This window comes from Priestia sp. D3YE.R1, assembly GCF_049199565.1.
In the GTDB taxonomy this organism is placed as follows: domain Bacteria; phylum Bacillota; class Bacilli; order Bacillales; family Bacillaceae_H; genus Priestia; species Priestia aryabhattai.
Genome location: NZ_JBLTHW010000002.1, coordinates 909,838 through 934,711 on the forward strand (window position 1 = coordinate 909,838; position 24,874 = coordinate 934,711).

The following is a 24,874-nucleotide window of genomic DNA, read 5'->3' on the forward strand; positions in this document are numbered from 1 at the left end:
TATGAAGACTATAAAAAAAGCAGTTATACCAGCAGCAGGGTTAGGTACTCGTTTTTTACCCGTTACAAAATCTATTCCAAAAGAAATGCTTCCAATTGTAAATAAGCCCGTAATTCAATTTATTGTAGAAGAAGCCTTAAAATCAGGAATCGAAGATATTTTAATTGTTACAGGAAACGGGAAACAAGCAATCGAAAATCATTTTGATCATAATATTCAACTAGAACACTTGCTTGATCAAAAAGGAAAGACCGAACTATTAGAAGAAATGGAGCATATCTCTGAACTAGCAAATATTCATTACGTTCGTCAAAAAGAAATGAAGGGCCTTGGCCACGCGATTAACTGCGCTCGACAGTTTATTGGAAACGAACCGTTTGCAGTTTTATTGGGAGATGACTTAACAGACCCAGACCAGCCTTGTTTAAAACAGCTGATTGACCAGTATAACCAAACGGGTTCGTCGGTTATCGGCGTACAGCGCGTAGAGGAAGAATCCGTTCACCGTTACGGGATTATAGATCCAAAAGCAAATAAAAACAGATTATACGAAGTGAATGGTTTTGTAGAAAAACCATCAGTCGAAGAAGCTCCTTCTAAATTGGGGATTATTGGACGCTATGTGTTTACACCTGACATTTTTGATTATCTTGAAACGCAGGAAGCTGGAAAAGGCGGGGAAATTCAGCTAACGGATGCTATTCAGCGTATGAATATAGACCGTTCTATTTATGCTTACGAATTCGAAGGCGAACGTTATGATGCAGGGGAAAAATTAGATTTTATTTTTACGACCCTTGCTTTTGCGTTGAAAGATGAAGAATTAAAAGCACCTCTTTTAACTAAATTCAAAGAGCTGATCAACAAGGAAGAACAAAAAGAAAAAATTGCTGTACAAATTGGAAAATAACCTTTATTTACACACCTTTCTTCTGCATTTTCTTGAAGAAAGGTGCATTTTTTTGCGGGAATTGAACGTTTGAAAGCTGGATAGAAAGGGTTGAAATGAGTTCATGTCGAAAGCAGAAAATTCATTTGTATCGGGCATAAAGATTGTATTTACAGACCGGGATTTTCGAACAATTTTTATTTCATTATTTATTATTGGATTGTCTGTTGGGGGCTTTATGCCTTATTTAACGGTGTGGGCAACAAATACATTGCATGCCACTTCGTTTCAAGCAGGGTTTTTGTTTGTGCCAATGAGCATTATTGGTTTAGTCGTATCGTTTTATTTAGCTTCATTATCAGACAAATGGGGGAAACGAAAGCCATTTATTATTTGGGCGTTACTGATTGGAACCATTTCAAGAGTTCCGTTAGCGTTTACGCATTCTTATACAATAGCACTCATTTTACTTGCTATAGGAGGGTTTAATGCGTTTTCTTTTTTCTTTGCCCTGCTGAACGACTTTATTGTTAAAAAGGAAGACAGCAAATCGCAGGCAGGTACGATTACTGGTACTGTCCGAATGGCGTTTTCACAAGGCTATATTTTTGGACCTATGCTGGGCGCTTTAATCATTGACCACGGAGGGTATACTCTTTTGTTTTTACTATCAGGGTTGTTATCGCTAGCAACTTTAGTATGGGTTCTTTTTGCGCTTAAAGAAGACAGTATGCCTCAAACTTCAGCTCATGCATCTTCAAAAGCGCCAGCTGGTATACCTTCTGTATTAATAGCTGTATTCGTAGCAGCTCTTTTTATTTTTGCCGGTGATTCCGGGCGTTCTATGTATTTGCCGCTCTACATAACGGATACGTTAAAGCAATCCGTTTCGATTGTAGGGATTCTCTTTACCGTTACGTCTATTTTCGAGCTAGTATTTATGCCGTTAGGGGGCTATTTTTCTGATAAGGTCGGAGTTAAACGATTCTTTATCATTGGAATTGCTTGCCAAGTGCTTTATTTTGTTTTAACAAGCCTTCATTTACCGCTTAGTGGATTAATTGCGCTTCAAGTATTTTATGCTTTTATTCTATCCGCTACGATGGGAGTTGGAATGGTGTATGCTCAGTCACTGGCCCCGCGTCAAATTGGACTAGCCACGACGGCATACATGACAGCTATACAAACTTCAGCAGTTGTCAGCAGCTTAGCTATGGGGTCACTAGTCAGTGTGATTCCGTTGCCTTCTACTTTTTACATTTTAGCTGTTTTTGCGGTTATTTCAGGTGTGATGTTTCTATTGATGAAGCAAAAATCAGCTGGGGAAATGAGTTGAAAAGTTAAGAAGAGGGTGGAAGAAAAGTAGTTTGATTAAATTAAAACACGAACTATCTATCAAAAATGGATAAATAGTTCGTGTTTTTTTATAATCATGGTGAACGCAGGAGCGCAAGCGACGAGGAGGCTCATCGGCCGCCCGCGGAAAGCGAAACCTGGCACGGTAAGCAACAGCGGTCGAGCAAGCAGCCCAGATCATGTATCCAGATTGTTCTTATTTGGGTTGAATTCATTTCGGGATGTCCCAGCCTCTTTTTTATGAGGCTGTTTCTTGAATTTGTTCGCTGCGATTTCTATTTGAAATTTTGCGGTAGCGGTAATTAACAAAAGCTGCCGCTGCCATACCTACTACTGAAAGCATCGCATCAAAAATAAAAATAATTGAAATATGTCCCGTTTTAGACATGAGCCCTGTTGCTAAAGGCAATAAAATAGCAGCTAATCCAGCAGCCGTCGCGACAATTCCAGTAACCGTTCCTTTTTTATTCCAAAAAAGCTCGGTCATAACAGTAATCGCTAATTGAAAGACTCCAGCCGTAGAAAACCCCATGAAAAAAGCAGCTGCAATTGCAATAGCAGGTACTTTAACAAACAGAAGCGTAAGTACCGCTATAAGGGTAATCATCGGGTAAACGAGAATAACGGTTACAGGACGAAGCACTTTGCTTAATAATACAGCTAATACTAAAACAGAGATTAAAGCTCCGATGCTGTAGTAGCTTAAAAGGCGAACCGAGCTGCTTTCAGCCATACCTAATACTTGTTGACCATAAGTAGGGAGCCAAATTTGAGCTACCGTAAAAAGCGCTGTAGAAGTAAATCCAATCACAATAAGAGCAATTCCTTCTTGTTTCATGTTAGGAGCAGAGATAAATTTATTCTCTCCTGTATTTTGTTGTTGAACTGCACTCTGTTCGCGTTTATGATTGGGAAAAGGCAGTTTGAACATAAAGATCATATTTAGTAAATAAATAAGAGCAGGAAGAAAAAAAGCATACCCATAAAACAAATCACGATCTGCAAAAAAGGCAATCATAAACGGAAGAAGCGCTGCTCCTGCTGAAATAAATGCTTTTACAAGAACACTGGCTGAGCCTGAAGATTTAGGAAAGACCTCAATTAAAGCAGGGTACGTTCCAGCATCCATAGCAGAGTTTGCAATACCGGCGATAATAGCAAAAATGAAAGCTGTTTGATAATTTGGCGATAATGGAATGCCAATTAAGAAAATAGCCATCGTCAGAGACGAAACAATAATTAAAGGCTTTCGTCCGATTTTATCAGACAAGATGCCTGATAGAGAATATGAAAGCAATTTTCCAATTCCGATAGCAGAAATAATATAGCTGATTCCAGCACCGTCGGTATTTAATTGTTTTGTCAAAAATGACATATTTGATGCAAGCATGATATTGACCATGCCAAGTAAAAAGTAATTAATATACATACCTGAAGCTGACAGCATGTACTTATTTTTCATCGTTTACACATCCTTACGTAAAAAAGCTTATATGAAATGGATAAAAGTAATCACCTGTTCCTCCTTCTTTCTTCGTCATTTATAAACCTACTTCCATGATAAGTTTACGAAGACATTACCCTTACCTTTTATCATTGGATTTATTCAGTTTTTTTAGTATGCGACTAAATGCGTGCATCTAGTGCTTCAAATCAATATGAAATCTATTCTAACATGTTTTTAGCGCTTTAAACCAAAAAAGTGATGTTTTATAAAAAAATCCTGTTTTCTTTCGCGGCTTCACAAGAAGTGCCTCCTAATGATGGTTATTAAAAAGGGGAAAAGGGTATTTATAAACTAAGGAAAAGGAACAAAAGAAAGAAAGGTGAAAATAATGAAGCACAAAGTATTTTTTGATGCAGAATGTCCTTTATGCTACAACGTAAAAAAAATCATTAAAGCGCTGGACTGGACGAACCAAATTCAGTGGATTCCAGTTCAATATATTGAACGAACAGAGTATAGTTATTTAAAAGAAGAGGGAAGAGATTTATATGATCAAATTCATATGGTGACCAAAAAAGGTGAAGTTCTAGCAGGATTTGAAACGGTTAGACGACTTTTGGCTATTTTACCTCTTACATGTCCAATTGGTGTACTTCTGCATTTACCATTGATGAAAAAAGCGTTTAGTCCGCTATACAAATGGATATCCACAAACAGGTACGACTGGTTTGGACGCTATGATTCGCCGCGGCTTACGTAAACATATAAAAGGGACGAGCTTTGAAAAAGCTTGTCCCTTTTGTTTTGAAGACATTATACTTTATACATACTTTAATTTTTTAGAAACGTAAATTTAGTGTGACTGAGACGCGTACATTCTAGAAAACAGCTATAGCTGAAAGGGAGAACTTTATATGACAACAAAATGGACAGCTGAACGAATGCCCGATGTAACGGGGAAAACAGCCCTTATAACGGGAGGAAACAGCGGTATTGGGTTTGAAGCAGCAAGGGCTCTAGCAGCTCGCGGAGCAGAAATCATTCTTGCTGTGCGTAATAAAGCAAAAGGGAAAGAAGCTAAACAGAGAATTAAAGCGAATAATGGGAATGCTAAAGTGACTATTATGTCATTAGATCTTAGTGACTTGAGCTCTATTCGGCATTTTGCCAATCAATTTCTTCAACAATACTCGTCTTTGGATCTTCTCATTAATAATGCAGGCGTGATGGTGCCGCCCCACAGCAAAACGAAAGACGGATTTGAACTGCAGTTTGGCTGTAATCATTTAGGGCATTTTGCACTTACAGGTTTGCTGCTTCCTTTACTAACGGCCACTTCACATTCACGTGTCGTAACGGTAAGCAGTATAGCCGCTAATTCTGGAGAAATCTATTTTGATAATCTCGACGGGGAAAAAGGCTACAGTCCTATGAAGTTCTATAGACAAAGCAAACTCGCCAACCTATTGTTTGCCAAAGAATTGCAAACTCGCTTAGAAGCAGCCGGATCAACGACAATTAGTGCCGCTGTACATCCAGGTATTTCAAATACAAACCTATTATCACGCGGTTCAGGTAAAGAACCAAACAGCTTGTTGAAATTTTTAGTCAAGCTATTTAGTCAATCTGCAGAGATGGGCGCGCTGCCTACTCTTTATGCAGCCACTGAATCAATAGAAGGCGGTACATATATTGGACCAGACGGAAAAGATGCTAAAAAAGGATATCCTGTAAAAGATATGATGGGAGATGTTTTATTTAAACCGGACGTAGCGGAAAAACTATGGAGCGTATCTGAGGACTTAACAGGTGTTGAGTACTCGTTTCGTGCTTAAGATAAAAAACAGTTCTGTAAGTGCGGAGCTGTTTTTTTTGTTGCCCAAAAGCTATAGGTAAGCGGGTTAAATAAAAAAAGAATGTTGGATAGCATAATGATAAGTAAACGTACAATGAGTATGTTCTCTTTCGAGCGATCAAAGCACTCAACAAAGCTGAAGAAGCGGAGGGAAGTAACAGTGCCTGACAAACCTAGTATTACCTCAAGTGAAATTGGAACGCTGTGGATGACATATCAGCAGAAAACGTTAATCATTTGCTTGTTGGATTATATGATCGAACATGCAGACGATGAAGATGCTAAAACCATTATGACAGACTTGCGTGAGCAGCTTATTATATACATACGAAAGACAAAAACAATATTTGAAAAAGAAGGAGCCGTAGTGCCAACGGGGCTTTCATCTCAAGATGTAAACGTACAGGCTCCAAAACTATTTACTAATGGATTTGATATTATGTTTCTTCCTGTTATTAAAGAAATTAGTATGGGGATGTATACATTAAGTTTAGGTAAGGCCTACAGAGAAGACGTGGTGAAATTTTATCAAGATTTAACAAAGATTACGCAAGGTTGTTACGATTCCTGTACGCAGTATTTACTGAAAAAGGGATTTTATCACGCCCACCTTATATTCCGATGCCAACCACCGTTGAGTTTGTTTCTGACAGAAAATATTTGAGCGGCTTAAATGTGTTTGCAGATAAAAGAGTATTAAATACGATGGAGCTAGCTCAGCTTTATCATGGGGTCGAAACAAACATTGTGGGGATGAAGTTAATGAAGGCTTTTTCTCAAACGGCTAAAGATACCGAAGTCAAAAAGCATTTTTTGAAAGGAAAAGAGCTCAGTAAAAAGATTATTACACGTCTAGAGGAAGTAATTATACAAGACGATATTTCACCTTCCGTTGCCTCAACAGGAAGCATAACTCCTTCTGAGACGTCTGCTTTTTCTGATCGTTTGATGCTGACATGCGATATTTTACTGAGTAATTTTAGTATTGGAAGTCAGGCATTTGGAGCAGCCTTTAGTTTTCGAAGAGATATTGTGGCTAAAATGATGCTGATAGGAGAAGATGCGTTTCAATATGCAAGAGAAGCAACAGAAATTATGATCAAAAAAGGGTGGCTTGAAGTTCCCCCAAGCATTAATTAGCTAATATGAAAATACGTATTTACATGATGCCCTTCTAAAAGCAATGAATTTAAAATAAGTGAGCTAAAAGTACGGTGTTGATTCAATACACTTAGTATGTAAACCAACACCGTGTTTTTGCTTTGTTTGAGCAAGTTATGATGGAAATTTTTCAAAGGTATGCTACGATAAGAATTATCTTGAATTGAAGAGGTGTCACGATGAAAATAGAAGTTTGGTCAGATTTTGTCTGTCCTTTTTGTTATATTGGAAAGCGTCGATTAGAGCAAGCGCTTCAGCAATTTGCCCACAAAGATGATGTGCAGGTTGAATTTAAAAGCTTCGAGCTAGATCCAAATGCCCCAGTTAATACTGGTAAAACGATTAATGAAGCTCTTGCTGCTAAATATGGAATGACCATTGAACAAGCAAAACAAGCAAATGAAGGTATCGGCCAGCAGGCAGCTGGTGTAGGATTATCCTTTAATTTTGACGATATGAAGCCAACTAATACATTTGATGCTCACCGCTTAGCTAAATTTGCAAAAGCTCAAGGAAAAGAAGCAGCCATTACAGAAAAACTCTTATATGCATACTTTACTGAATCAAAACATCTAGGTGAAGAAGAGACGCTGGTTGCTGTTGCAGAAGATGCAGGTCTTGACCGAGAAGAAGCACGTCAAATTCTCGCGGATAAAAACGCATACGCAAATGAAGTGCGCAGTGATGAAGCAACGGCTCAGCAATATGGCATTAGCGGTGTTCCATATTTTGTTATTAATCAAAAATATGCGATTTCAGGTGCACAGCCAGTCGAGACATTTGTGGGGGCTCTCCAACAAGTATGGGAAGAAGAAAATCCGACTCCCACTTTGAAGAGCCTGTCTCCAGAAGGCGCAGATGATGCCTTTTGTGCAGATGGTCAATGTGCCGTTCCTGATTCTTCTAAAGACCAACAATAAATAAAAAGCAGAGGCGGAAATTTTGCTTCTGCTTTATTTATTTGTAAAAAATTCAACAAAAATACAAACAAGTGTTCTTGTTTTGTGTTATAATAAGTTTAGAAGCAACAAACCTCGATGAGTGAACTCCAAAAATAAGCGATTAAAAGTGATCCCACCATGAACTAGCTTCCATTTAATCCTGCAGGGGGAATCTAAATGAAGAACAAAATGCGCATTATCCCATTTCAAGTAGTTGAACAATTGAATCAATTTAATGAAATCCCGCAAGGAGTAGCTCTAATTGGAGCAGAGGAAGTATGGAAGCAAACAAAGGGACAGGGAATAACCGTAGCGGTTTTGGATACTGGCTGTGAGGTTACACACCCAGATTTGCAGGAGCGAATTATGGGAGGAAGAAATTTTACGCACGATGATCAGCAAAATCCTGATGTTTATCAAGACTATAATGGTCACGGTACTCACGTTGCAGGCACAATTGCAGCAGCGCATAATGGAATGGGTGTTGTAGGAGTGGCGCCGGAAGTGAATTTACTTATTCTGAAAGTACTTGATGAAAATGGTTCAGGTCAATACGAGTGGATTATTCAAGGTATTAACTACGCTATCGAGCAAAAAGTAGATATCATTTCAATGTCACTTGGAGGTCCGTCGGATGTACCTGAGCTACATGAAGCGATTCAAAGTGCTGTTGATCAGAATATTTTGGTTGTCTGCGCAGCGGGAAATGAAGGAGATGGAGAAAGCTCCACAGATGAGTTTGCGTACCCAGGCTCATATAATGAAGTGATTAGCGTAGGAGCCGTTGATTTAGAGAAACGTTCTTCAATATTTTCCAACTCGAACAACGAAGTGGACTTAGTGGCTCCGGGAGAGAAGATCGTATCAACTTACTTGAATGGAAAGTATGCCGCACTGAGCGGAACTTCTATGGCAACACCTCACGTAGCGGGAGCTTTGGCATTGATAAAAGTTCTTTCAAATGAAACGTTTGGAAGAGAACTTACAGAACCAGAGCTTTACGCACAGTTAATCAGAAGAACATTTCCATTAAATGAATCACCAAGAGAAGTAGGAAACGGATTTGTGCACTTGACCGTTGTTGAAAAGCTGTTGCGTGAAATTCAACGTCAGATGACTTCAGAGGTGATCGGATGAGAAGCAGTTTAGATATGTTAATGATGGAAAAGCAGCAGGCAAAAGCTCTTTATCACGAATACGTAAACAATCGAAGTTATTATGATGAAAAGACGGATGAAGAGAGTAAAAATCTTTATTATCGAGGTACTCTCTTTAAAAGAGAAGCCATGCAAGCTTTGTTAACGGAAACGCATCAGCATTTGCTGAGTTATTCGCCGCATAAATATGTATATCCATGGGTGGATCTACAGGAAAATGGAGAGCTGAAGAGTCTGTATTCAGGGAAAGGCATGGATCCGTTAGAAGCTATACAGCAAGATATTGATCAACTTCAGTCGCTTAGTAACTCATCTGTTTCAAGCAATGATATACTGCTAAACTGTGAGCACGTTGTCCCGCAATCTTGGTTTGGAAAACAAGAGCCTATGAGAGGCGATTTGCATCATTTATTTGCGTGTGAACCTTCTTGTAACAGCCGAAGAGGTAATTCTTCTTATATTGACTTCCCGAATTATACACCGGAAGTTAAACAATCAGATGTGAAAGAAGGGTGCGGTAAAGCAGAAAAAGGTAAGTTTGAACCCGAATATGGAAAAGGAATTGTAGCTCGAGCTACGCTTTATTTTTTAATTCGCTATCATAATAAAATTGACTCTTCACGAGTAGATCTTCCTCTTTTACTAAAATGGCATGAAGAATTTACCGTGTCACTTTATGAAAAACATCGAAATGCAGCAATTTTTGAATTGCAAGGCAACCGAAATCCTTTTATCGATTTTCCTGACAAAGCAGGTGCGTTAATGAGTTCTGCTTTCTAAAATAGCGAAGAGCTCCGCTTCGAATTGAAGCGGAGCTCTTTTGGATAATCTAATATGAAAATCCATATTTATCACTTAAAAGGGCATCCATTTTATTTAATAAGCGAAAATATTCTTCCTGTTCTTCTACAGTTAGAGCTGCTAGCATATCTTTTAAAAATACATTTCGCTTTTCTGTAATCATTGAAACAAGCTTTTTTGATTCATCTGTCAATGAAACCCACACGACTCTCCGGTCTTTTTCGTCTCGCACGCGCTGAATGAGAGATTCTTCTTCCAATTGATTTAATAAGCTAGTTGTAGCGCCCGAGGTTAAGTGAAGTTTATTTGAAATATCTGCCACCATATACTTTGTGCCGCTGGCAATGTAGTTTAAGATATAAAATTTAGTGGGTGTTAAGTGATAAGGCTGTGTTTTTAATGTTTCTTCGACTAAATGTCGTATATATTGAAAAAAAGATGTGTTAATTTGATAAAGGTGTTCAATTTTTGATTCTAAATTGTTATCCATGCTAGCTTCCATCTCCTTATACACTATGGACATATATAAACTAACTCTAAAATAAAATGAAACAATTGTAAAGGATGGCAATGATTATCTTTAACCACCATTATTATTTTTAAATTAATATCTTTACGGAAAAATATCTTTATGATAAAGTTATTTAGGTAGTTAACCAAATAGATGATTATAAAGAAACATATTTCCTAATAGATGGAGATAATATCTTTATGAAAAAGCTATATAAAAAAGTAATTTTATTAGTGAAATATCAAGGAGGAGTAATGAATGTCTAGAAGTCGCTTAATGGTAACAAATTTTATTGGAATCATCGTTATTTTGGCTTTATTAATTGGAGGAGGGTATTATTACGTTCAAAAATCCAACTATATTACAACGGATAACGCTAAAGTATCTGGAGATGTATACAACGTAATTGCACCTGCAGCAGGTAAAGTAGCAAGCTGGACAGTGGAAGAAGGAAATGATGTATCAAAAGATGCTGAAATTGCTAAGATTCAAGCTGAAAAAGGCTCTGTAGCTGCTATAGTACCAGCAGATGGAAAAATTATTCAAACAAATGTAAAAGAAAATCAAATGGTTCAAGCTGGACAGCAAATTGCCACGGAAGTAGATATGAAAAATCTATTTATCGTAGCGAATATCAAAGAGGATCAGCTTAAGGATATTAAAGAAGGCGACGATGTGGATGTAACAGTAGACGGAGATAGCAGTACAAAAATTGACGGTAAAGTTGAAGAAGTGGGATATGCAACTAATTCACTTTCATCTTTAACATCGAATTCAAGCTCGGATGGAAACTACACAAAAGTATCTCAAACGGTTCCTGTAAAAATCTCTATTTCTAATTATTCAGAGCATGTGCTACCAGGAATGAACGCTGAAGTAAAAATTTCGAAAGACTAATTCTTACTACAAAAGTTCAAGAAGGGAGGAAATATGATGACAGCCAGTATAGAGAATACAAGTGATGGATCCATCAAAAAGCATATCCCGCTATTAATTGTGTTAATGCTTGGTTTGTTTCTTGCGATATTAAACCAAACGTTATTAAACGTAGCCATCCCGCATTTGATTACTGAGTTTGGCGTAACAGCAAATACAGCTCAGTGGTTGTTAACTGGATATATGCTTGTGAACGGGGCGTTAATTCCGCTTTCAGCTTTTTTAATTGAACGATTTGGTGTGCGTCGCTTGTTCTTATTTGCAATGTTTTGTTTTACAGTAGGGTCATTGATTTGCGGAATTGCACCTACATTTTCAATTATGCTTACCGGCCGTTTAATTCAAGCTATTGGCGGAGGTGTCTTATCGCCTCTTGTTATGACCATTATTGTGTTTATTTTCCCTCCTCACATGCGAGGAAAAGGGATGGGTATTTTTGGATTAGCCATGATGTTCGCACCGGCTATTGGTCCAACATTATCTGGATGGGTTATTCAAAACTATGATTGGCACATCCTTTTTAACGGCATGGTGCCATTAGGTGCCATTGTATTAATTATTGCTTTCTTTCAATTAAAAGACATTCAGCCTCCAAAGGATGTAAAAGTTCACATGCCTTCGGTTGTGACATCACTTGCAGGTATGGGATTATTGCTTTACGGATTCAGTGAAGCTGGAAATGACGGCTGGACAGACTCAGTTGTTCTTTCTACAATCATTGGCGGGGCGGTTCTTTTAATTATATTTGTTCTTCAACAAATTAAATCTGAAAAGCCGCTATTGGATATGCGCGTGTTTAAATATAATATTTTTTCACTATCAAATATTATTAGTATTGCGATTACAATCAGTATGTACGCAGGTATGTTCTTGCTTCCAATTTACTTGCAAAATATCCGCGGATATTCTGCTTTTGATTCAGGACTGCTGTTGCTTCCTGGCGCACTTGTTATGCTGGTTATGTCGCCGATTTCAGGTACATTGTTTGATAAAGTGGGACCTCGCCCGCTAGCAATCGTTGGTATGCTCATTACATCTATTTCAACGTTTGAATTTACGAAGCTGACGATGGATACACCTTTTAATCATATTTTAGCGATTTATATTATCCGCTCGTTTGGTATGTCACTTTTAATGATGCCAATTATGACAGCCGGTTTGAATCAGCTTCCGCAGCGACTAAGCAGTCACGGAACGTCAATGTCTAATACGCTTCGTCAAGTAAGTGGTTCAATTGGTATTAGTTTAATGACGACTATTTTTACGAACCGTACAACGTATCACGTAAATGAAATCAGCAGTTCTATGAATACGTCAGATCCATTCTTTATGAATAGCTTTCATTTATTTGTACAAAAAGTAGCTGCTACTTTGCATTTATCACAAGATCAAGCTCAGCAGCAAGCGCTGACGATTTTATCTGGAAAAATGACGCAGCAAGGTACGATTCAAGGTATTAACGATGCCTTCTACTGGGCAACAGCGATTTCTGTTATCGGTTTAATCTTAAGTTTCTTCCTTCGTGACGTACGTAAAGATAAAGTAGTCGAAGAAAAGAAATCAGAAGCTCAAGAGGAAGATATTCGTATGCTTCCAGCTCCGAAAAGTATAAATTCATAAGGTGCTACAGAAATCTAAAGTTCATCATAAAACATGTTGGAGAGAAAGGGGCAGTGAGGTGGATGGATCCATTGATATTTGGTGAAGAAATTCAAAGAATCTCAATATCTTTAAACAAAAAAGTAATGACAAATGTAAAAAGCCTTTTACAGCATTACGGAATTACCCCTTTTCAATATCATATTTTACTGATTGTTGAACGTGCAGATGCAACACCTGTCACCAAAGTGGCAGACGAAATGAAGGCGAGCCCAAGCGTTATCACAGCATCGATTACACGTTTGTATGAACTGAACCTTGTGGAGCGCTACCATTCAAAAAGAGACCGGCGTAAAGTTATGGTTGAACTTACAAACAAAGGGAAACAAGTGATTCAAGCTGCTGAGAAAGACATGCAGCACGGGGGTGAAAAACTGTTTGCTTGCTATAAAGAAGAAGAACAGCAGCAATTTCTCACGCTCTATCGGCAGCTAGATGAACATGTGACTTGAACTTGAGTAGAAAAAAGTATATTGAGTTAAGCGGAGTGAGTGTAAATGAATAAAGAAACGGTAAAAAACATTCGGAAAAACTACAATATGAATCAGCGAAACTTCGCCCAAGCAGTGAACTGCAGCTTTTCTTTAATCGCACTGGTTGAAGTGGGCAAGCGAAGAGTAACAAAAAACTTGGAAAACAAAATTAAGCAAGCATTTCAATTGAATGATCATGATTTAAAAACAATGCAGAGCTAATACAAAAAGTAGGTGTGAAACGAGCGCACCTACTTTTTTTTGTCTTGTTTTTTTGTAAGCGGATCTACGGTATGTTTGTAATCATAGGCTTTCGAAGTGGTAACTACGCACAGCAGTAAAATAACAAATACAATGATAATAGAGAGCGTAATAATGATGATCATATAAAACATCCTTTCTCTTTCTTATTACATATGCTTTCGGTCTTATTGGTAAAATTCCTTCTTTCTCCACATAGTGCAGAAACGACAAACGCATACTAGTAACAGTCTAGAATAAAGGAGTGTTCATTATGAATGAAAAAGAGTTGAAAAAACAATTAAAAAAGGTAGCGGATTATCCTGCATCTAAAGCAGATGGAGTAGATGAAGAGTTTTCTCGTGAATTAGCAGATCAAGACGATTTAGAAGCACAGGCTAGAGCGAACGCTGCAGATGAAAGACAAAAAAAGCAAAACTGAAGCTGAGGTAAAAGTATTTTAGCTCAAGTGAAAAATGAACCACTAATCGAAATGTTTGATTAGTGGTTCGTTATTTCTCAGCCTCATTTATTATTTTTTCAAAAGCAAATAAACAAAATAAGGAGCACCTATTACGGCGGCAATAATTCCTGCCGGTATACCGTTAGGATCTGCAATGTTATGTCCTATAGTATCAGCAATCAGCAAAAGCCAGCCGCCAAGTAAAATAGCAACGGGAATAAAAAGCTGGTTTCTCGGTCCAACTAAGCCCTTTGCAATATGAGGAGCAAGAAGCCCAATAAAGGCCACGCCGCCTGTAACTGAAACTGCTGCTGCCGCTAATGCAACCGCTGCTAAAAGCAGTGTTACACGCTCTTTCTCCATAGAGATACCTACTCCAATAGCTGCAGCTTCATTTAAGTTAAAAATATTTAATGAATTCGCTTTATACAATATAAAAGGAATTAATACAAGAAGCCAAGGTAGAAGAGCCCATATAAAAGGCCAGTCTGCTCCCCAAATGTTTCCTGCAATCCATTTAGCAATAAAATCAACTTTGGCACGATCAGCTGATGACATAATCACAACCATCATTCCAGAAAGTGCCATGGAAAAACCTACGCCTGTTAAAATAAGCTTTACAGGCTGCAGCCCTTGGCTTTTACTATATGCGCAAAGATAGATAAGACCAGCTGTAAATAAGGCGCCAATGAACCCTACTAACGGAAGGGCATAGACGAAAGAGCCAGCTTCAATTGGGAAAAATAAAAAGAATACAGCAATTGCGACACCTGCCCCTGAATTAATTCCTATAATTCCAGGTTCCGCTAAATCATTGCGCGTAACCCCTTGTAAGATAGCTCCTGACAAAGCAAGAGCCATTCCAGCTAAAAGGGTAATAAGAATTCGCGGAAGTCGAATTGAAAAAAGAACGAACTCATCTGTAAAATTCCCTTTGCCAAAAAGAGTAGGAAACACTTTATTATAAGCAAGCGGTGCATCACCGAGCCCCATTCCTATCACAATGGTTACAAGAATCAAAGCAGTGAGCAGCGTCATAATTATTCGTTGTTTTCTGATAAGCGCTGGGTGAATCATGAGAATGCTTTTCCTCCTTTACGAACAATGGCTAAAAAGAAAGGTAAACCAATCATCGATACAATTGCTGCTATCGGTGTTTCATAAGGAGCACTTACTGTTCGGGCCAATGTATCCGCCAGCAGCATGAACGCTGCGCCAGTGATAGCGGACATAGGGATAATATAACGATAATCGGTTCCTACTACTCCTCGTACAATATGAGGAATCATCAAGCCGATAAATACCATGTTTCCAACTAGCGCCACAGAAGCGCCGGCAAGAAGAATCATGACGATAAATAAAATGGTTTTGACTTTTGTGGTTTGCTGCCCTAATCCTACAGCGACTTCTTCATTTAAGCTTAAAATAGTAAGCTGCCTAGAAAGCAGAAGGGCAATGAATATACCTCCAACAATAAAAGGAACAATGATTTGAAGCTGTTCCCAAGAAGTGCCTACCATTCCGCCAGCTGTCCACATCGATACATCTTTTGAAATTTTAAAATAAATACCTACGCCTTCTCCGATCGCATAAAGAAACGCTGAAACGGCAGCCCCGGCTAGTACAATTCGAAGCGGAGAAAAACCGCCTCTTTTTATAGCAGCAATTCCAAACACCAGGATTGCTCCAACGCCGGCCCCTATAAAGCAAGCAATCGTAATACCTAAATAATTTACAGAAGGGATAAACGCAATTGTTACAGCTAAAGCTGCATTTGCGCCAGAAGTTAAGCCTAAAAGTCCTGGATCTGCAAGTGGGTTTCTTGTCATACCTTGCATAATCGCCCCTGATACTGATAAAGCAGCCCCCACAAAAACAGCGGCGATTTCACGGGGTAGGCGAATATCTCGGATGATCGCAATCTGTTCGTTTACACTGCTTGATGAAAGTGCTAGCCACACGTCTTTTATCGATATATCAGCAGCGCCAAAAACCATTGAAGAAACAAACATTATGAGGAATACGAGCAGCATACCTATTAATTTATATAAAAAAGGAATGAAACGCTGATTGTCTTTTTTCATATAACACCCATCTTTTCATGTAAGAATAAATTTAGTAAAACAAAGCAAGAGGAATTCTAAAAAGAATTCCTCTTGAATGAATTACTTACCAAGAAATTTTTGAGTAAAGAAATCTAATTGATAATCTAATGTGATTGGATCATTAAAATAAAATTCTTTTGCATTCGCTTCAAATACGTGATTATTCTTTACAGCAGGAATATTTTTGTACGTATTTGTTTTCTCAAATGATGTATCTCCATCTTGGTTTTTGCTAAAGATTAAATAATCTCCGGCATATTCAGGAAGAACCTCCGGTGAAATCGCATAGTACCCATCTTTCAAAGCCATTTCCTTTACTTTCTCCGGCATCTTTAATTTCATTTCTTGATAAAGAATTTCCGTTCCGCGTCCCCAGTTATCGCCAAACACATAAAGCTGCTTGTCAAAGTTCTCAATAACCGAAACCGTGGTATCTTCGCCAATTTTAGCTTTGATGTCAGATCCAGCTTTTGCCGCACGCTTTTTAAAGTCGTCTACCCATAATTGTGCTTCTTTTTCTTTATTTAAGAGCTTTCCGATTTCTACATGCTGAGTAAGGTAATCTACTTTATTGTATGTATACGTCACAGTAGGGGCAATTTTTTTCAATTTATCAATGTTTTTTGTATTGGATAAGCCAATAATTAAGTCAGGCTTTAATTCAATGATCTTCTCTAAATTTTCGTCTGATACTTCTTCAACGCCTTTTAATTTTTTTTCAAAGCGGGGATTCATTTTAGACCATGAGTCCACTCCGACAATGTTAACACCTAAAGAAAGTACGTTACCTGCATAGGAACCTAACACAACAACACGTTTCGGATTAGACGGAACTTTTACAGGGCCGTCTTCAGATTGATATGTAATCGTCTTGGATTCGCTGTTTCTTTTGCTAGAATCGTTTTTGCTTTCAGTTGAACCGTTGCCGCAGGCGCTGATAAGTAGTACGAATATAAGCATGAATGGAAGCAATAGTTTTTTCATTTAGTTATCTCCTCTTAATAAATTATACGTGATACACATCGGTTTATTTGTTCTCGGATCTCGTCCAATTTCAGCATCAATATGAAAAACTTTTTTTAGAACGTCATGTGTAATGACTTGTTCACACGTTCCGGCTTTGACAATTTCTCCATCTTTTAAAGCAATGATATAATCCGCGAACCGAGCGGCTTGATTTAAATCATGAAGCACCATTACAACTGTACGCTCCTGCTCTTTGTTTAGTTTTTGCAGGAGTTCTAGTACTTCTAACTGATGTGCCATATCCAAGTAGGTAGTAGGCTCATCGAGAAATATAATATCGGTTTCTTGAGCTAAAGCCATCGCAATCCACACTCGCTGACGCTGACCGCCTGAAAGAGAGTCAACGGGACGAAACTTGTAGTCTTTTGTTCCTGTTACTTCAAGTGCCCAGTCAATCGTGTGATAGTCTTCTTTTGATAGGCGCCCAAAACCTTTTTGATAGGGAAAACGCCCATAAGATACGAGTTCTCCCACAGTTAAGCCGCTGGCACTTTCTGGCGTTTGAGGAAGAATGGCCATTTTTTTAGCGAGTGATTTTGTATGTTCTTTTGAAATGTTTTCCCCATCTAAAATAACGGAACCAGATTGATGAGAAATAATGCGGGTAATGGCTTTTAAAAGCGTTGATTTGCCGCATCCGTTTGAACCAATAATCGTTGTAATCTTTTTGTCTGGAATGTTAACGCTTAAATCTTTTACTATTAGACGTTCACCATAACTAATATGTAATTCTTCTGTATATAGGCGAACCATATCTGAACCTCCGTTTATGTTTAATACAACGAATATATGATAATGATTATCAATATCGTTTTCTTTACATACTATAATTCGAACGTTTTGGTATGTCAATAGTTATTTTTATTGTCAAAACGTTGAAGAAGATGTATATTTAAATGAGAATGATAATCAATAACGGTTGATTGTAAGGAGTGAACGTGCATGACACAACATGAACTTTTTGATGTGACAATTATCGGTGGGGGACCGGCTGGCCTTTACTCGGCCTTTTACAGTGGACTAAGAGAAATGAAAACAAAGCTGATTGAATACCAGCCAAAGCTAGGCGGGAAGCTTCACGTTTATCCAGAAAAAATGATTTGGGATGTGGGCGGACAAACTCCTGTTGCTGGTGCAAAGCTTATTGAACAGCTTGTCGAACAAGGGCTGACGTTTGATCCAACTGTTGTTTTAAATGAGAAGATTGAATTGATTTCTCGCTTAGAAGATGGTATTTTCCAGCTAACGAGTTCTTCAGGTGAACATCATTACTCTAAAACCATTATCCTTGCTGTCGGAGGAGGTATTTTAAACCCGCAAAAGCTCAAAATTGAAGGAGCAGAACGATTTGAAGTAACAAACCTAAACTATACGGTTAAATCTCTGCAGCATTTTAAAAATAAAACGGTGATTGTTTCAGGCGGAGGCAATTCAGCCATTGATTGGGCAAATGAGCTAGAGCCCGTTGCTGAAAAAGTGTATATTGCGTACCGAAACAGTGAACTAAATGGTCATGAAGCACAAGTGAGGCAATTAACGAACAGTTCAGCGCAGTGTCTGCTTAATACATCTATTACAAAATTAGTGGCTGATGCTACGCATGAATTTATAGAAAAAGTTGAACTGACTAATCATCAAACCGGTGAAATTGCTTACTTGCCGATTGACGAAGTTATTATTAATCACGGCTATGAAAGAGACACAGAGCTGTTAAAGGGCAGTGAACTACATATCAAAACTATTGATGACTATTACATCGCAGGTAATGCAGCAAGTGAAACGTCTGTAGAAGGCATATATGCAGCTGGAGATATTCTCATGCACGAAGGAAAAGTCCATTTGATTACCGGCGCTTTTCAAGATGCTGCTAATGCCGTAAACAAAGCAAAACAATTCGTTCAGCCCTCTGCTGCTAAGACAGCTATGGTTTCTTCTCATAATGAAGTATTCAAAAAGCGTAATTCAACACTAATTAAACAAATGATGAAGTAAAGCGAGGTGCAGTGTGCATGTCGCTTCTTTCTCTACGGTGGAATTATCGACATGAAGAGGCAGGGAACGAAAAAAGGAAAGAGAAATATAATAAAAGAAAACGCTTACATTTTTTTAAATGACACAGCGCTTGTTTGCATAAGGGGGAAGCCGTATGAAAGAAAAAAAGAAATATCAGTTTGAAACAAAAGCCATTCACGCAGGGTATGAGTCTAAACATCATTTTGACAGTTTAGCTCCTCCTATTTACCAAACTTCCACATTTACATTTTCATCGCTTGAACAAGGTGCAAACCGATTTAGCGGAGCAGAAAATGGTTATGTATATTCCCGGTTATCTAATCCAACGGTCACTATTTTAGAAGAGCGTATGGCCCAGCTTGAAGAAGGCGAAGCCGCTTTGGCATTTGGATCAGGAATGGCTGCAGTATCGGCTGTATTGATTGGACTTACAAAAGCAGGCGATCATATTTTATGTTCTAAAGGAGTATATGGATGCACGTTTGGTCTTCTAGAAATGCTTGAGGAAAAATATCAGATCCATCATTCTTTTTCCAACTTGGAAACTGAGGAAGAAATTCTTGCTGCTATCAAAGAAGATACAGCATGTATTTATATTGAAACACCGATTAACCCGACTATGACTTTAGTAGATTTAGAGTTAGTTGCTTCTATCGCCAAACAAAAAGGAATTCCTGTGGTAGTAGACAATACCTTTTCAACTCCTTATTTGCAACAGCCGCTGAAGCTTGGGTGCGACTTAGTCATTCATAGCGCAACAAAATTTATTGGTGGACACGGAGATGTTGTAGCAGGAATTGTAGTAGGGAACGAAGAGGTTATTTCCGTACTGCGCAAAACGACGCAAAAAGATATCGGAGGCATTCTTTCACCGTTTGATGCTTGGCTATTACTCCGAGGCTTAAAAACGCTGGCCGTTCGAATGGATCGTCACTGTGAAAATGCTGAACATATCGCAAAACAATTAAGTCTCCACCCCAAGGTGAAAGCCGTTTATTATCCAGGTGATAAAAAAAGCACTGCTTATTCTCTCATGCAAAAGCAAATGAAAAAAGGAGGGGGGCTTCTCTCCTTTGAAGTGAAAGGAGGTTATGAAGAAACCGTAAAAGTGGTTAATCAGCTTAAGCTCATTTCTATTGCGGTGAGTCTTGGAGATGCTGAAACACTTATTCAGCATCCTGCCTCGATGACGCATGCAGTTGTGCCGGAAGAAGCTCGGAAAGAAATGGGAATTTCAAACGAACTCCTTCGTTTATCAGTTGGACTGGAAGCATGGGAAGATATTATGAGAGATTTACAGCAGGCATTAGATAGTATATAACAAACGCTCAAACAACGCTTGAAGTATCTTAAGGATATTTCAAGCGTTGTTTTTTGACTATCAACCGTATGTCATCTTTTGCGAATAGAACTTTACCTACATCTTTAGACAAATGTCCTAGACAGAAGAGATGCCTTTCAATAGACTAAAGGTTATCTGTAAAAATACAATATTTAGGTAAGGAAGGTGCTCTGCTATTATGCTTCATAACCCAACTGGAAAAAAACGTCTAGGATTGGCGTTTCTTCTCAGCACGCTTGCGATATTAGGTCCGCTTAATATCGATATGTATTTGCCAAGTTTCCCTGCTATTGCTGATCATTTAGATGCGAGAGCTTCACTTGTTCAGCTTAGTTTAACATCGTGTTTACTAGGCCTTGCCATTGGTCAAATCGTGATCGGTCCAATCAGTGATGCGAAGGGACGAAAACGACCTTTACTCATTTCCATCTCTTTATTTATGATATCGTCCTTGCTCTGTGCTTTGGCTCCTACTATTACAGCTTTAGTCATCGCACGCTTTTTACAAGGGTTTACAGCTTCGGCAGGAGTTGTTCTTTCTCGAGCCATTGTCAGAGACGTTTTTAGTGGAAGAGAGCTTACGAAGTTTTTTGCTCTGTTAATGGTTATTAATGCCTTTGCACCAATGATAGCACCAATGGCCGGAGGTGCTATTTTACTTCTTCCTTTTGCAAGCTGGCATACTATTTTCTTGTTTTTAAGTTTAATAGGCCTTTTAATTGTTTTAACAATTTCAATGCGTTTAAAAGAAACTTTGCCAATTGAAAATAGAACGCCAAGTTCAATTGGTCATTCCATTCGCACGATGGGCAGTTTATTACAAGACCGTTCTTTTATTGGGTATGCCTTAATTGTCGGACTGGTCCACGGAGGAAGCTTTGCTTATGTATCAGGTACTCCATTTGTCTATCAAGGGATCTACCATGTTTCTCCGCAAGTTTTTAGCATTTTGTTTGGCATTAACGGCTTGGCCATTGTGACTGGAAGCTTTATTATTGGGCGCTTTAGCGGAATTCTTCATGAAAGAAGCCTGCTTCGCATTGCCGTGATTACGGCTGTAAGTGCTACTAGCGTGCTTCTTATTATGACCATGCTTAAAGGGCCGCTGGCTACGATTGTTATTCCCATTTTTATTTACATGATCTCTATAGGAATGACGATCACAGGCTCGGTGACATTGGCAATGAAAAATCAAGGACATAGAGCAGGAAGTGCGAGTGCCGTGTTAGGCATGCTTCCACTAACTTTAGGATCAATTGTTTCTCCTTTAGTGGGTATTAACGAAACCACAGCGATTCCGATGGCTGCTATTTTATTTAGTACGGCGCTTTTAGGTTTTGTAGCTTTCTTTACGTTAACTAAAAACAAGAAAGAAACAGAAAAGTGCGAAATTAATGAGTTTAAAACGGAGGTTTCTCCGTAATCACTTTTTTGATTGTTTGAAAGCACCACTCCTTTGTGAAAATGAGTGGTGCAAATTTATTCAAGTATTGGATAATATATGCTAACCTTATGACATGATCGAAAGGAGTGGATAATAATGAGTAAAGTAATTCCTGAAATAACCCTTAATGACGGGGTAACCTTGCCTGCTATAGGTTTTGGTACATATAAGCTTAAAGGAAATGAAGGAGTCAACGCTATAACGAGTGGGATTGATGATGAATAGCCCACAATTTAAAGGGAATATCCTCATATCGCCAATAAGCCACTCCTGTTGGGCTATTCTTAGCCTCATGGTCTAAGCTTACCTTCGCCAGTAAGAGATTAGGGCCTATGCCTGCCATAGCTGTGAGGCGTGTCTTATGATAAATTTCGTCGATAATCTTGTGGGTTAATTCTTCTGGTGTACGAGCGAATAGATGCAACGAAGCTGTCGCATCAATAAACAACTCATCAATACTATAGGCATGAAAATCCTCAGGAGCCACATACTGTAACACCAAGCTCGAAATATAGGTCGAAGCCTTGATATACCTCTCCATGGATGGATTCACCACATGGATATCTTTCCTTTTAGGAATGTCGAAAAGACGACTTCCTGTTTTGACTCCTTCTTTCTTTAATAAGGGTGTGGCAGCTAATACAACGGATCCCGACCGTTTGATATCTCCGACTACTGCAAGCTTTGTTTTCAACGGATTTAATCCTCTTATGGCAGAAGAAACTTAAGCATAGATCGCCTTCATGTCGATACATATAATGATTCTGTTTGGTAACTGTTCATCCTCCATTGAAAATACTCCTAAAATAAAAGAACATTTGTTCTTTATCCAGTGGAATATCATACCTTTTCCCGATTATTGCTAAGTTCTTGGTGAAAAATAAATTCTCTAATTTCCCATTCTTCTATAACAACTTTTGATTAATTAGTATAGAAGTTTTGCGATACAAAATTGCATTAAAATTAATTGACATTTACTATTAGAGAAGTGTAACTGTATATATCAAAAGGAAATCCTAATTTAAACAAATGAAAAGGGGGTTAAGTAATGGGAAAGGTGGATTCTCTATATACTCCGCCCATATCTAAGATTCCTTATGATTCAGAACAGTCTCTTGCAGGTAGACTACCCATTTTTACGTGGTTGCTATTAACGTATTCAGCTACGATGATCCTTCAAACATTAGCTCATCCCATGCTGTTGAATAGCTTGTTATTTACCTTTCTTTTTTCTCTATATTTTGTATTAAATTCATTTATTAATGTTTTTAAAATGTTTAGACCGTGGATTTACATTCTTGTTCAAGGAGGTTTAGCCTTTCTTTGTGGTCTTATAATGCCTGATGGCTTTCAACCAACACTCATTGGACTATATTCACTTTTGATAGGACAAAGCGTAGGAATTTATTATCAAATAAGTAAAGTAGTAATGGTTTCTTTATTTTGTATTCTTTTAATGTGTATTGCTACTATTCTAATGGGACATTTGCATTTGTTAGTTATTTATCTAATGATTATGATTCCTCTCATAATAAGTATAGTAGGGTATGCTGTTATGTTTTTTAGACAAGTACAGGCTAGAGTTCGTATTCAAACATCTCTTCAAGAACTAGAGATTGCCCATCAAAAAGTAGAGCAGCTGACTCTTACAAATGAACGTCAACGAATGGCGCGTGATTTACATGATACATTGGCTCAAGGTTTGGCAGGCCTCATCATGCAACTAGAAGCAATTAATGCTCATTTGAGTAATGACAATGTTAAAAGAGGGCAAGAGATTGTACAGCAAGCAATGGAAAGAGCACGTGTGGCATTAGCTGATGCCCGTAGTGCAATAGATGACTTGCGTACACAATCAGTTGAGGAAATAGGGTTTATAGAAAGTGTGGAGGAAGAGGTTCAACGTTTCAGGTCAACAACTGGAATAAACTGTTTACTAACGGCAGGCGCTATCATGCCTTTGCCTTCCATGTTTGTAGAACATACCAAACATATTATAAGTGAGGGATTAACAAATATTGCACGTCATTCTCAAGCTCAACATGCATGGATAACGATTGAAGAAAAAATACAAGGTATTTTATATCTAGAGATAAAAGATGACGGCATAGGTTTTGATTCAGAGAAAATCGGTAAGCAAGTAGGCCACTATGGATTAATTGGTATGCAAGAGCGTGTTCGCATACTTAAAGGAACCATAGATATTCAAAGCAAAAATCAGGAAGGAACTATAATTCAGATAGAAGTACTGATACCAAAAGGAGAATAAATGTGAAATATAAGGTTTTAATTGTAGATGATCATTTTGTTGTGAGGGAAGGCTTAAAGTTAATTTTAGAAACCAGTGATACCTATGAAGTAGTCGCAGAGGCAGAAGACGGAGCTATAGCATTGAATCTCATTGAAGAATTGCAACCGGATGTGATTTTAATGGACTTAAACATGCCAAAAATGAGTGGTCTTAAAGCTATTGAAAGGCTAAAAGAACAAAATTCAACTATCCCTATTATTATTCTCACAACGTACAATGAGGATGAATTAATGATTCGAGGATTAAGCCTAGGTGCAAAGGGATATTTATTAAAAGATACCAGTCGAGAAAATTTATTCAGAACAATTGAATCTGCCATCAGGGGAGAAACGCTTTTACAACCGGAAATTACATCAAGAATATTTGCTTATAAAGAAAAGCAACCTAATTTATCATCTTCATCAGATGTTAGGGAGTCCATTCTTACAGAAAGAGAACTAAGTATACTGCAAACGGTGGCAAGTGGAGCGACGAGTAAGAAGATTGCACTGGATTTAGGGATTTCAGAGCGAACTGTTAAAGCCCACCTGACAAGCATTTATACAAAGTTGGGGGTAGCTTCAAGGTCAGAGGCTGTAGCAGTTGCAATTGACCAAGGAATCCTTCATCGTTAACTTAAAATTAGAAAAGTACATAGAGATTTGCCCAAACGTACATAGGGAGGTTGCCCTTATGTACGATTTTTTTTGTTTACTTTTTTATTAGAATAAACAAGTATTCACAACAACCTCCTTTTATTTTAAG

At 38.2% G+C, this 24,874-nt stretch carries 27 protein-coding genes and 1 pseudogene; 20 read left to right on the forward strand and 8 right to left on the reverse strand.

What is annotated here, in order from left to right; translation table 11 throughout:
• Position 1 precedes the first annotated feature (1 nt).
• Together galU and ACOZIR_RS16820 are read left to right on the forward strand one after the other, a co-directional pair.
• The gene (galU, locus tag ACOZIR_RS16815; protein ID WP_045291520.1) at positions 2-910 is read left to right on the forward strand and encodes a UTP--glucose-1-phosphate uridylyltransferase GalU; all 909 of its coding nucleotides are present in this window, start codon (positions 2-4) and stop codon (positions 908-910) included.
• Between the two features lie 103 nt (positions 911-1,013).
• Positions 1,014-2,225 carry a sugar efflux transporter gene (locus ACOZIR_RS16820; protein ID WP_045291518.1) on the forward strand — a complete coding sequence of 404 codons (1,212 nt, stop codon included), beginning with the start codon at positions 1,014-1,016 and terminating at the stop codon, positions 2,223-2,225.
• A 258-nt stretch (positions 2,226-2,483) separates the two neighbouring features.
• Here ACOZIR_RS16820 and ACOZIR_RS16825 read toward each other — a convergent pair whose 3' ends face one another.
• Positions 2,484-3,707, reverse strand: a complete 1,224-nt coding sequence (locus ACOZIR_RS16825) for an MFS transporter (protein WP_045291516.1) — start codon at positions 3,705-3,707, stop codon at positions 2,484-2,486.
• Between the two features lie 373 nt (positions 3,708-4,080).
• On the opposite strand from ACOZIR_RS16825, the gene ACOZIR_RS16830 reads away from it, so the two are divergent.
• From ACOZIR_RS16830 to ACOZIR_RS16860, 7 genes are all read left to right on the forward strand, one after another.
• Entirely contained in the window at positions 4,081-4,452 is a 372-nt protein-coding gene (locus tag ACOZIR_RS16830; protein ID WP_045291514.1) for a thiol-disulfide oxidoreductase DCC family protein, read from the forward strand.
• Positions 4,453-4,606: 154 nt separating this feature from the next.
• Entirely contained in the window at positions 4,607-5,527 is a 921-nt protein-coding gene (locus ACOZIR_RS16835) for an oxidoreductase (RefSeq protein WP_328120009.1), read from the forward strand.
• A 180-nt stretch (positions 5,528-5,707) separates the two neighbouring features.
• Positions 5,708-6,211, forward strand: a complete 504-nt coding sequence (locus tag ACOZIR_RS16840) for a DUF3231 family protein (RefSeq protein WP_328120010.1) — start codon at positions 5,708-5,710, stop codon at positions 6,209-6,211.
• Positions 6,212-6,222: 11 nt separating this feature from the next.
• Complete coding sequence (locus ACOZIR_RS16845; protein ID WP_310879144.1) at positions 6,223-6,687, forward strand: DUF3231 family protein; 465 nt, start codon at positions 6,223-6,225, stop codon at positions 6,685-6,687.
• A 200-nt stretch (positions 6,688-6,887) separates the two neighbouring features.
• On the forward strand, positions 6,888-7,628 hold the full coding sequence (locus tag ACOZIR_RS16850; protein WP_328120011.1) for a DsbA family oxidoreductase: 741 nt from the start codon (positions 6,888-6,890) through the stop codon (positions 7,626-7,628).
• Positions 7,629-7,826: 198 nt separating this feature from the next.
• Positions 7,827-8,786: a S8 family peptidase gene (locus tag ACOZIR_RS16855; protein WP_045291509.1), complete on the forward strand. Its 960-nt coding sequence runs from the start codon at positions 7,827-7,829 to the stop codon at positions 8,784-8,786.
• A complete protein-coding gene (locus tag ACOZIR_RS16860; RefSeq protein ID WP_045291507.1) occupies positions 8,783-9,586 on the forward strand; it encodes an endonuclease I family protein in 804 nt (267 codons plus the stop codon). Before ACOZIR_RS16855 ends, ACOZIR_RS16860 begins: the two co-directional genes overlap by 4 nt.
• A 49-nt stretch (positions 9,587-9,635) precedes the next feature.
• Here ACOZIR_RS16860 and ACOZIR_RS16865 read toward each other — a convergent pair whose 3' ends face one another.
• Entirely contained in the window at positions 9,636-10,097 is a 462-nt protein-coding gene (locus tag ACOZIR_RS16865) for a MarR family winged helix-turn-helix transcriptional regulator (protein WP_045291506.1), read from the reverse strand.
• Positions 10,098-10,376: 279 nt separating this feature from the next.
• On the opposite strand from ACOZIR_RS16865, the gene ACOZIR_RS16870 reads away from it, so the two are divergent.
• From ACOZIR_RS16870 to ACOZIR_RS16885, 4 genes are all read left to right on the forward strand, one after another.
• On the forward strand, positions 10,377-11,015 hold the full coding sequence (locus ACOZIR_RS16870; RefSeq protein WP_328120012.1) for an HlyD family efflux transporter periplasmic adaptor subunit: 639 nt from the start codon (positions 10,377-10,379) through the stop codon (positions 11,013-11,015).
• Between the two features lie 33 nt (positions 11,016-11,048).
• The gene (locus ACOZIR_RS16875) at positions 11,049-12,674 is read left to right on the forward strand and encodes a DHA2 family efflux MFS transporter permease subunit (protein WP_045291503.1); all 1,626 of its coding nucleotides are present in this window, start codon (positions 11,049-11,051) and stop codon (positions 12,672-12,674) included.
• A 62-nt stretch (positions 12,675-12,736) separates the two neighbouring features.
• The gene (locus ACOZIR_RS16880) at positions 12,737-13,165 is read left to right on the forward strand and encodes a MarR family winged helix-turn-helix transcriptional regulator (protein ID WP_045291501.1); all 429 of its coding nucleotides are present in this window, start codon (positions 12,737-12,739) and stop codon (positions 13,163-13,165) included.
• A 45-nt stretch (positions 13,166-13,210) separates the two neighbouring features.
• Complete coding sequence (locus ACOZIR_RS16885) at positions 13,211-13,408, forward strand: helix-turn-helix domain-containing protein (RefSeq protein ID WP_045291499.1); 198 nt, start codon at positions 13,211-13,213, stop codon at positions 13,406-13,408.
• Positions 13,409-13,437: 29 nt separating this feature from the next.
• Here ACOZIR_RS16885 and ytzI read toward each other — a convergent pair whose 3' ends face one another.
• Positions 13,438-13,572 carry a YtzI protein gene (ytzI, locus tag ACOZIR_RS16890; RefSeq protein WP_080890153.1) on the reverse strand — a complete coding sequence of 45 codons (135 nt, stop codon included), beginning with the start codon at positions 13,570-13,572 and terminating at the stop codon, positions 13,438-13,440.
• 128 nt (positions 13,573-13,700) lie between these two features.
• Here ytzI and ACOZIR_RS16895 point away from each other — a divergent pair, with 128 nt between their 5' ends.
• Entirely contained in the window at positions 13,701-13,868 is a 168-nt protein-coding gene (locus ACOZIR_RS16895; protein ID WP_075420553.1) for a YfhD family protein, read from the forward strand.
• A gap of 90 nt (positions 13,869-13,958) precedes the next feature.
• On the opposite strand, the gene ACOZIR_RS16900 is transcribed toward ACOZIR_RS16895, so the two are convergent.
• The 4 genes from ACOZIR_RS16900 to ACOZIR_RS16915 form a co-directional block, all read right to left on the reverse strand.
• The gene (locus ACOZIR_RS16900) at positions 13,959-14,966 is read right to left on the reverse strand and encodes a FecCD family ABC transporter permease (RefSeq protein ID WP_045291498.1); all 1,008 of its coding nucleotides are present in this window, start codon (positions 14,964-14,966) and stop codon (positions 13,959-13,961) included.
• On the reverse strand, positions 14,963-15,973 hold the full coding sequence (locus tag ACOZIR_RS16905; RefSeq protein ID WP_328120013.1) for an iron ABC transporter permease: 1,011 nt from the start codon (positions 15,971-15,973) through the stop codon (positions 14,963-14,965). The genes ACOZIR_RS16900 and ACOZIR_RS16905 overlap by 4 nt, the downstream gene beginning before the upstream one ends.
• Before the next feature lie 81 nt (positions 15,974-16,054).
• Complete coding sequence (locus ACOZIR_RS16910) at positions 16,055-16,978, reverse strand: iron-hydroxamate ABC transporter substrate-binding protein (RefSeq protein WP_045291495.1); 924 nt, start codon at positions 16,976-16,978, stop codon at positions 16,055-16,057.
• The gene (locus ACOZIR_RS16915) at positions 16,979-17,773 is read right to left on the reverse strand and encodes an ABC transporter ATP-binding protein (RefSeq protein WP_045291492.1); all 795 of its coding nucleotides are present in this window, start codon (positions 17,771-17,773) and stop codon (positions 16,979-16,981) included.
• Between the two features lie 189 nt (positions 17,774-17,962).
• Between ACOZIR_RS16915 and ACOZIR_RS16920 the strand changes: the two genes are divergently transcribed.
• The 4 genes and pseudogenes from ACOZIR_RS16920 to ACOZIR_RS16935 all read left to right on the forward strand — a co-directional run.
• A complete protein-coding gene (locus ACOZIR_RS16920; protein ID WP_045291491.1) occupies positions 17,963-19,012 on the forward strand; it encodes an NAD(P)/FAD-dependent oxidoreductase in 1,050 nt (349 codons plus the stop codon).
• A 154-nt stretch (positions 19,013-19,166) separates the two neighbouring features.
• On the forward strand, positions 19,167-20,354 hold the full coding sequence (gene megL / locus ACOZIR_RS16925; protein ID WP_045291489.1) for a methionine gamma-lyase: 1,188 nt from the start codon (positions 19,167-19,169) through the stop codon (positions 20,352-20,354).
• A gap of 199 nt (positions 20,355-20,553) precedes the next feature.
• On the forward strand, positions 20,554-21,798 hold the full coding sequence (locus tag ACOZIR_RS16930; protein ID WP_328120014.1) for a Bcr/CflA family efflux MFS transporter: 1,245 nt from the start codon (positions 20,554-20,556) through the stop codon (positions 21,796-21,798).
• Between the two features lie 117 nt (positions 21,799-21,915).
• A pseudogene (locus ACOZIR_RS16935) lies at positions 21,916-22,035 on the forward strand (aldo/keto reductase); the annotation flags it as partial.
• On the opposite strand, the gene ACOZIR_RS16940 reads toward ACOZIR_RS16935, so the two are convergent.
• Positions 22,016-22,531, reverse strand: coding sequence for a hypothetical protein (locus tag ACOZIR_RS16940; protein WP_328120073.1), 516 nt, complete (start codon positions 22,529-22,531; stop codon positions 22,016-22,018). The pseudogene ACOZIR_RS16935 and the gene ACOZIR_RS16940 sit on opposite strands and share 20 nt — an antisense overlap.
• Positions 22,532-22,867: 336 nt before the next feature.
• Between ACOZIR_RS16940 and ACOZIR_RS16945 the strand changes: the two genes are divergently transcribed.
• Together ACOZIR_RS16945 and ACOZIR_RS16950 are read left to right on the forward strand one after the other, a co-directional pair.
• Entirely contained in the window at positions 22,868-24,088 is a 1,221-nt protein-coding gene (locus ACOZIR_RS16945) for a sensor histidine kinase (RefSeq protein WP_328120015.1), read from the forward strand.
• A gap of 2 nt (positions 24,089-24,090) precedes the next feature.
• The gene (locus ACOZIR_RS16950; RefSeq protein WP_045291487.1) at positions 24,091-24,744 is read left to right on the forward strand and encodes a response regulator; all 654 of its coding nucleotides are present in this window, start codon (positions 24,091-24,093) and stop codon (positions 24,742-24,744) included.
• Positions 24,745-24,874: the final 130 nt, after the last annotated feature.

Bases quoted from the DNA above. Each gene is read 5' to 3' on its own strand.
- ACOZIR_RS16885 (WP_045291499.1), top strand. From the start codon at position 13,211: ATGAATAAAGAAACGGTAAAAAACATTCGGAAAAACTACAATATGAAT.
- ACOZIR_RS16900 (WP_045291498.1), bottom strand. From the start codon at position 14,966: ATGATTCACCCAGCGCTTATCAGAAAACAACGAATAATTATGACGCTG.
- ACOZIR_RS16825 (WP_045291516.1), bottom strand. From the start codon at position 3,707: ATGAAAAATAAGTACATGCTGTCAGCTTCAGGTATGTATATTAATTAC.
- galU (WP_045291520.1), top strand. From the start codon at position 2: ATGAAGACTATAAAAAAAGCAGTTATACCAGCAGCAGGGTTAGGTACT.
- ytzI (WP_080890153.1), bottom strand. From the start codon at position 13,572: ATGATCATCATTATTACGCTCTCTATTATCATTGTATTTGTTATTTTA.
- ACOZIR_RS16850 (WP_328120011.1), top strand. From the start codon at position 6,888: ATGAAAATAGAAGTTTGGTCAGATTTTGTCTGTCCTTTTTGTTATATT.
- ACOZIR_RS16880 (WP_045291501.1), top strand. From the start codon at position 12,737: ATGGATCCATTGATATTTGGTGAAGAAATTCAAAGAATCTCAATATCT.
- ACOZIR_RS16870 (WP_328120012.1), top strand. From the start codon at position 10,377: ATGTCTAGAAGTCGCTTAATGGTAACAAATTTTATTGGAATCATCGTT.
- ACOZIR_RS16905 (WP_328120013.1), bottom strand. From the start codon at position 15,973: ATGAAAAAAGACAATCAGCGTTTCATTCCTTTTTTATATAAATTAATA.
- ACOZIR_RS16835 (WP_328120009.1), top strand. From the start codon at position 4,607: ATGACAACAAAATGGACAGCTGAACGAATGCCCGATGTAACGGGGAAA.
- ACOZIR_RS16915 (WP_045291492.1), bottom strand. From the start codon at position 17,773: ATGGTTCGCCTATATACAGAAGAATTACATATTAGTTATGGTGAACGT.
- ACOZIR_RS16830 (WP_045291514.1), top strand. From the start codon at position 4,081: ATGAAGCACAAAGTATTTTTTGATGCAGAATGTCCTTTATGCTACAAC.
- ACOZIR_RS16855 (WP_045291509.1), top strand. From the start codon at position 7,827: ATGAAGAACAAAATGCGCATTATCCCATTTCAAGTAGTTGAACAATTG.
- ACOZIR_RS16945 (WP_328120015.1), top strand. From the start codon at position 22,868: ATGGGAAAGGTGGATTCTCTATATACTCCGCCCATATCTAAGATTCCT.
- ACOZIR_RS16820 (WP_045291518.1), top strand. From the start codon at position 1,014: ATGTCGAAAGCAGAAAATTCATTTGTATCGGGCATAAAGATTGTATTT.
- ACOZIR_RS16875 (WP_045291503.1), top strand. From the start codon at position 11,049: ATGATGACAGCCAGTATAGAGAATACAAGTGATGGATCCATCAAAAAG.
- ACOZIR_RS16910 (WP_045291495.1), bottom strand. From the start codon at position 16,978: ATGAAAAAACTATTGCTTCCATTCATGCTTATATTCGTACTACTTATC.
- ACOZIR_RS16865 (WP_045291506.1), bottom strand. From the start codon at position 10,097: ATGGATAACAATTTAGAATCAAAAATTGAACACCTTTATCAAATTAAC.
- megL (WP_045291489.1), top strand. From the start codon at position 19,167: ATGAAAGAAAAAAAGAAATATCAGTTTGAAACAAAAGCCATTCACGCA.
- ACOZIR_RS16860 (WP_045291507.1), top strand. From the start codon at position 8,783: ATGAGAAGCAGTTTAGATATGTTAATGATGGAAAAGCAGCAGGCAAAA.
- ACOZIR_RS16920 (WP_045291491.1), top strand. From the start codon at position 17,963: ATGACACAACATGAACTTTTTGATGTGACAATTATCGGTGGGGGACCG.
- ACOZIR_RS16895 (WP_075420553.1), top strand. From the start codon at position 13,701: ATGAATGAAAAAGAGTTGAAAAAACAATTAAAAAAGGTAGCGGATTAT.
- ACOZIR_RS16930 (WP_328120014.1), top strand. From the start codon at position 20,554: ATGCTTCATAACCCAACTGGAAAAAAACGTCTAGGATTGGCGTTTCTT.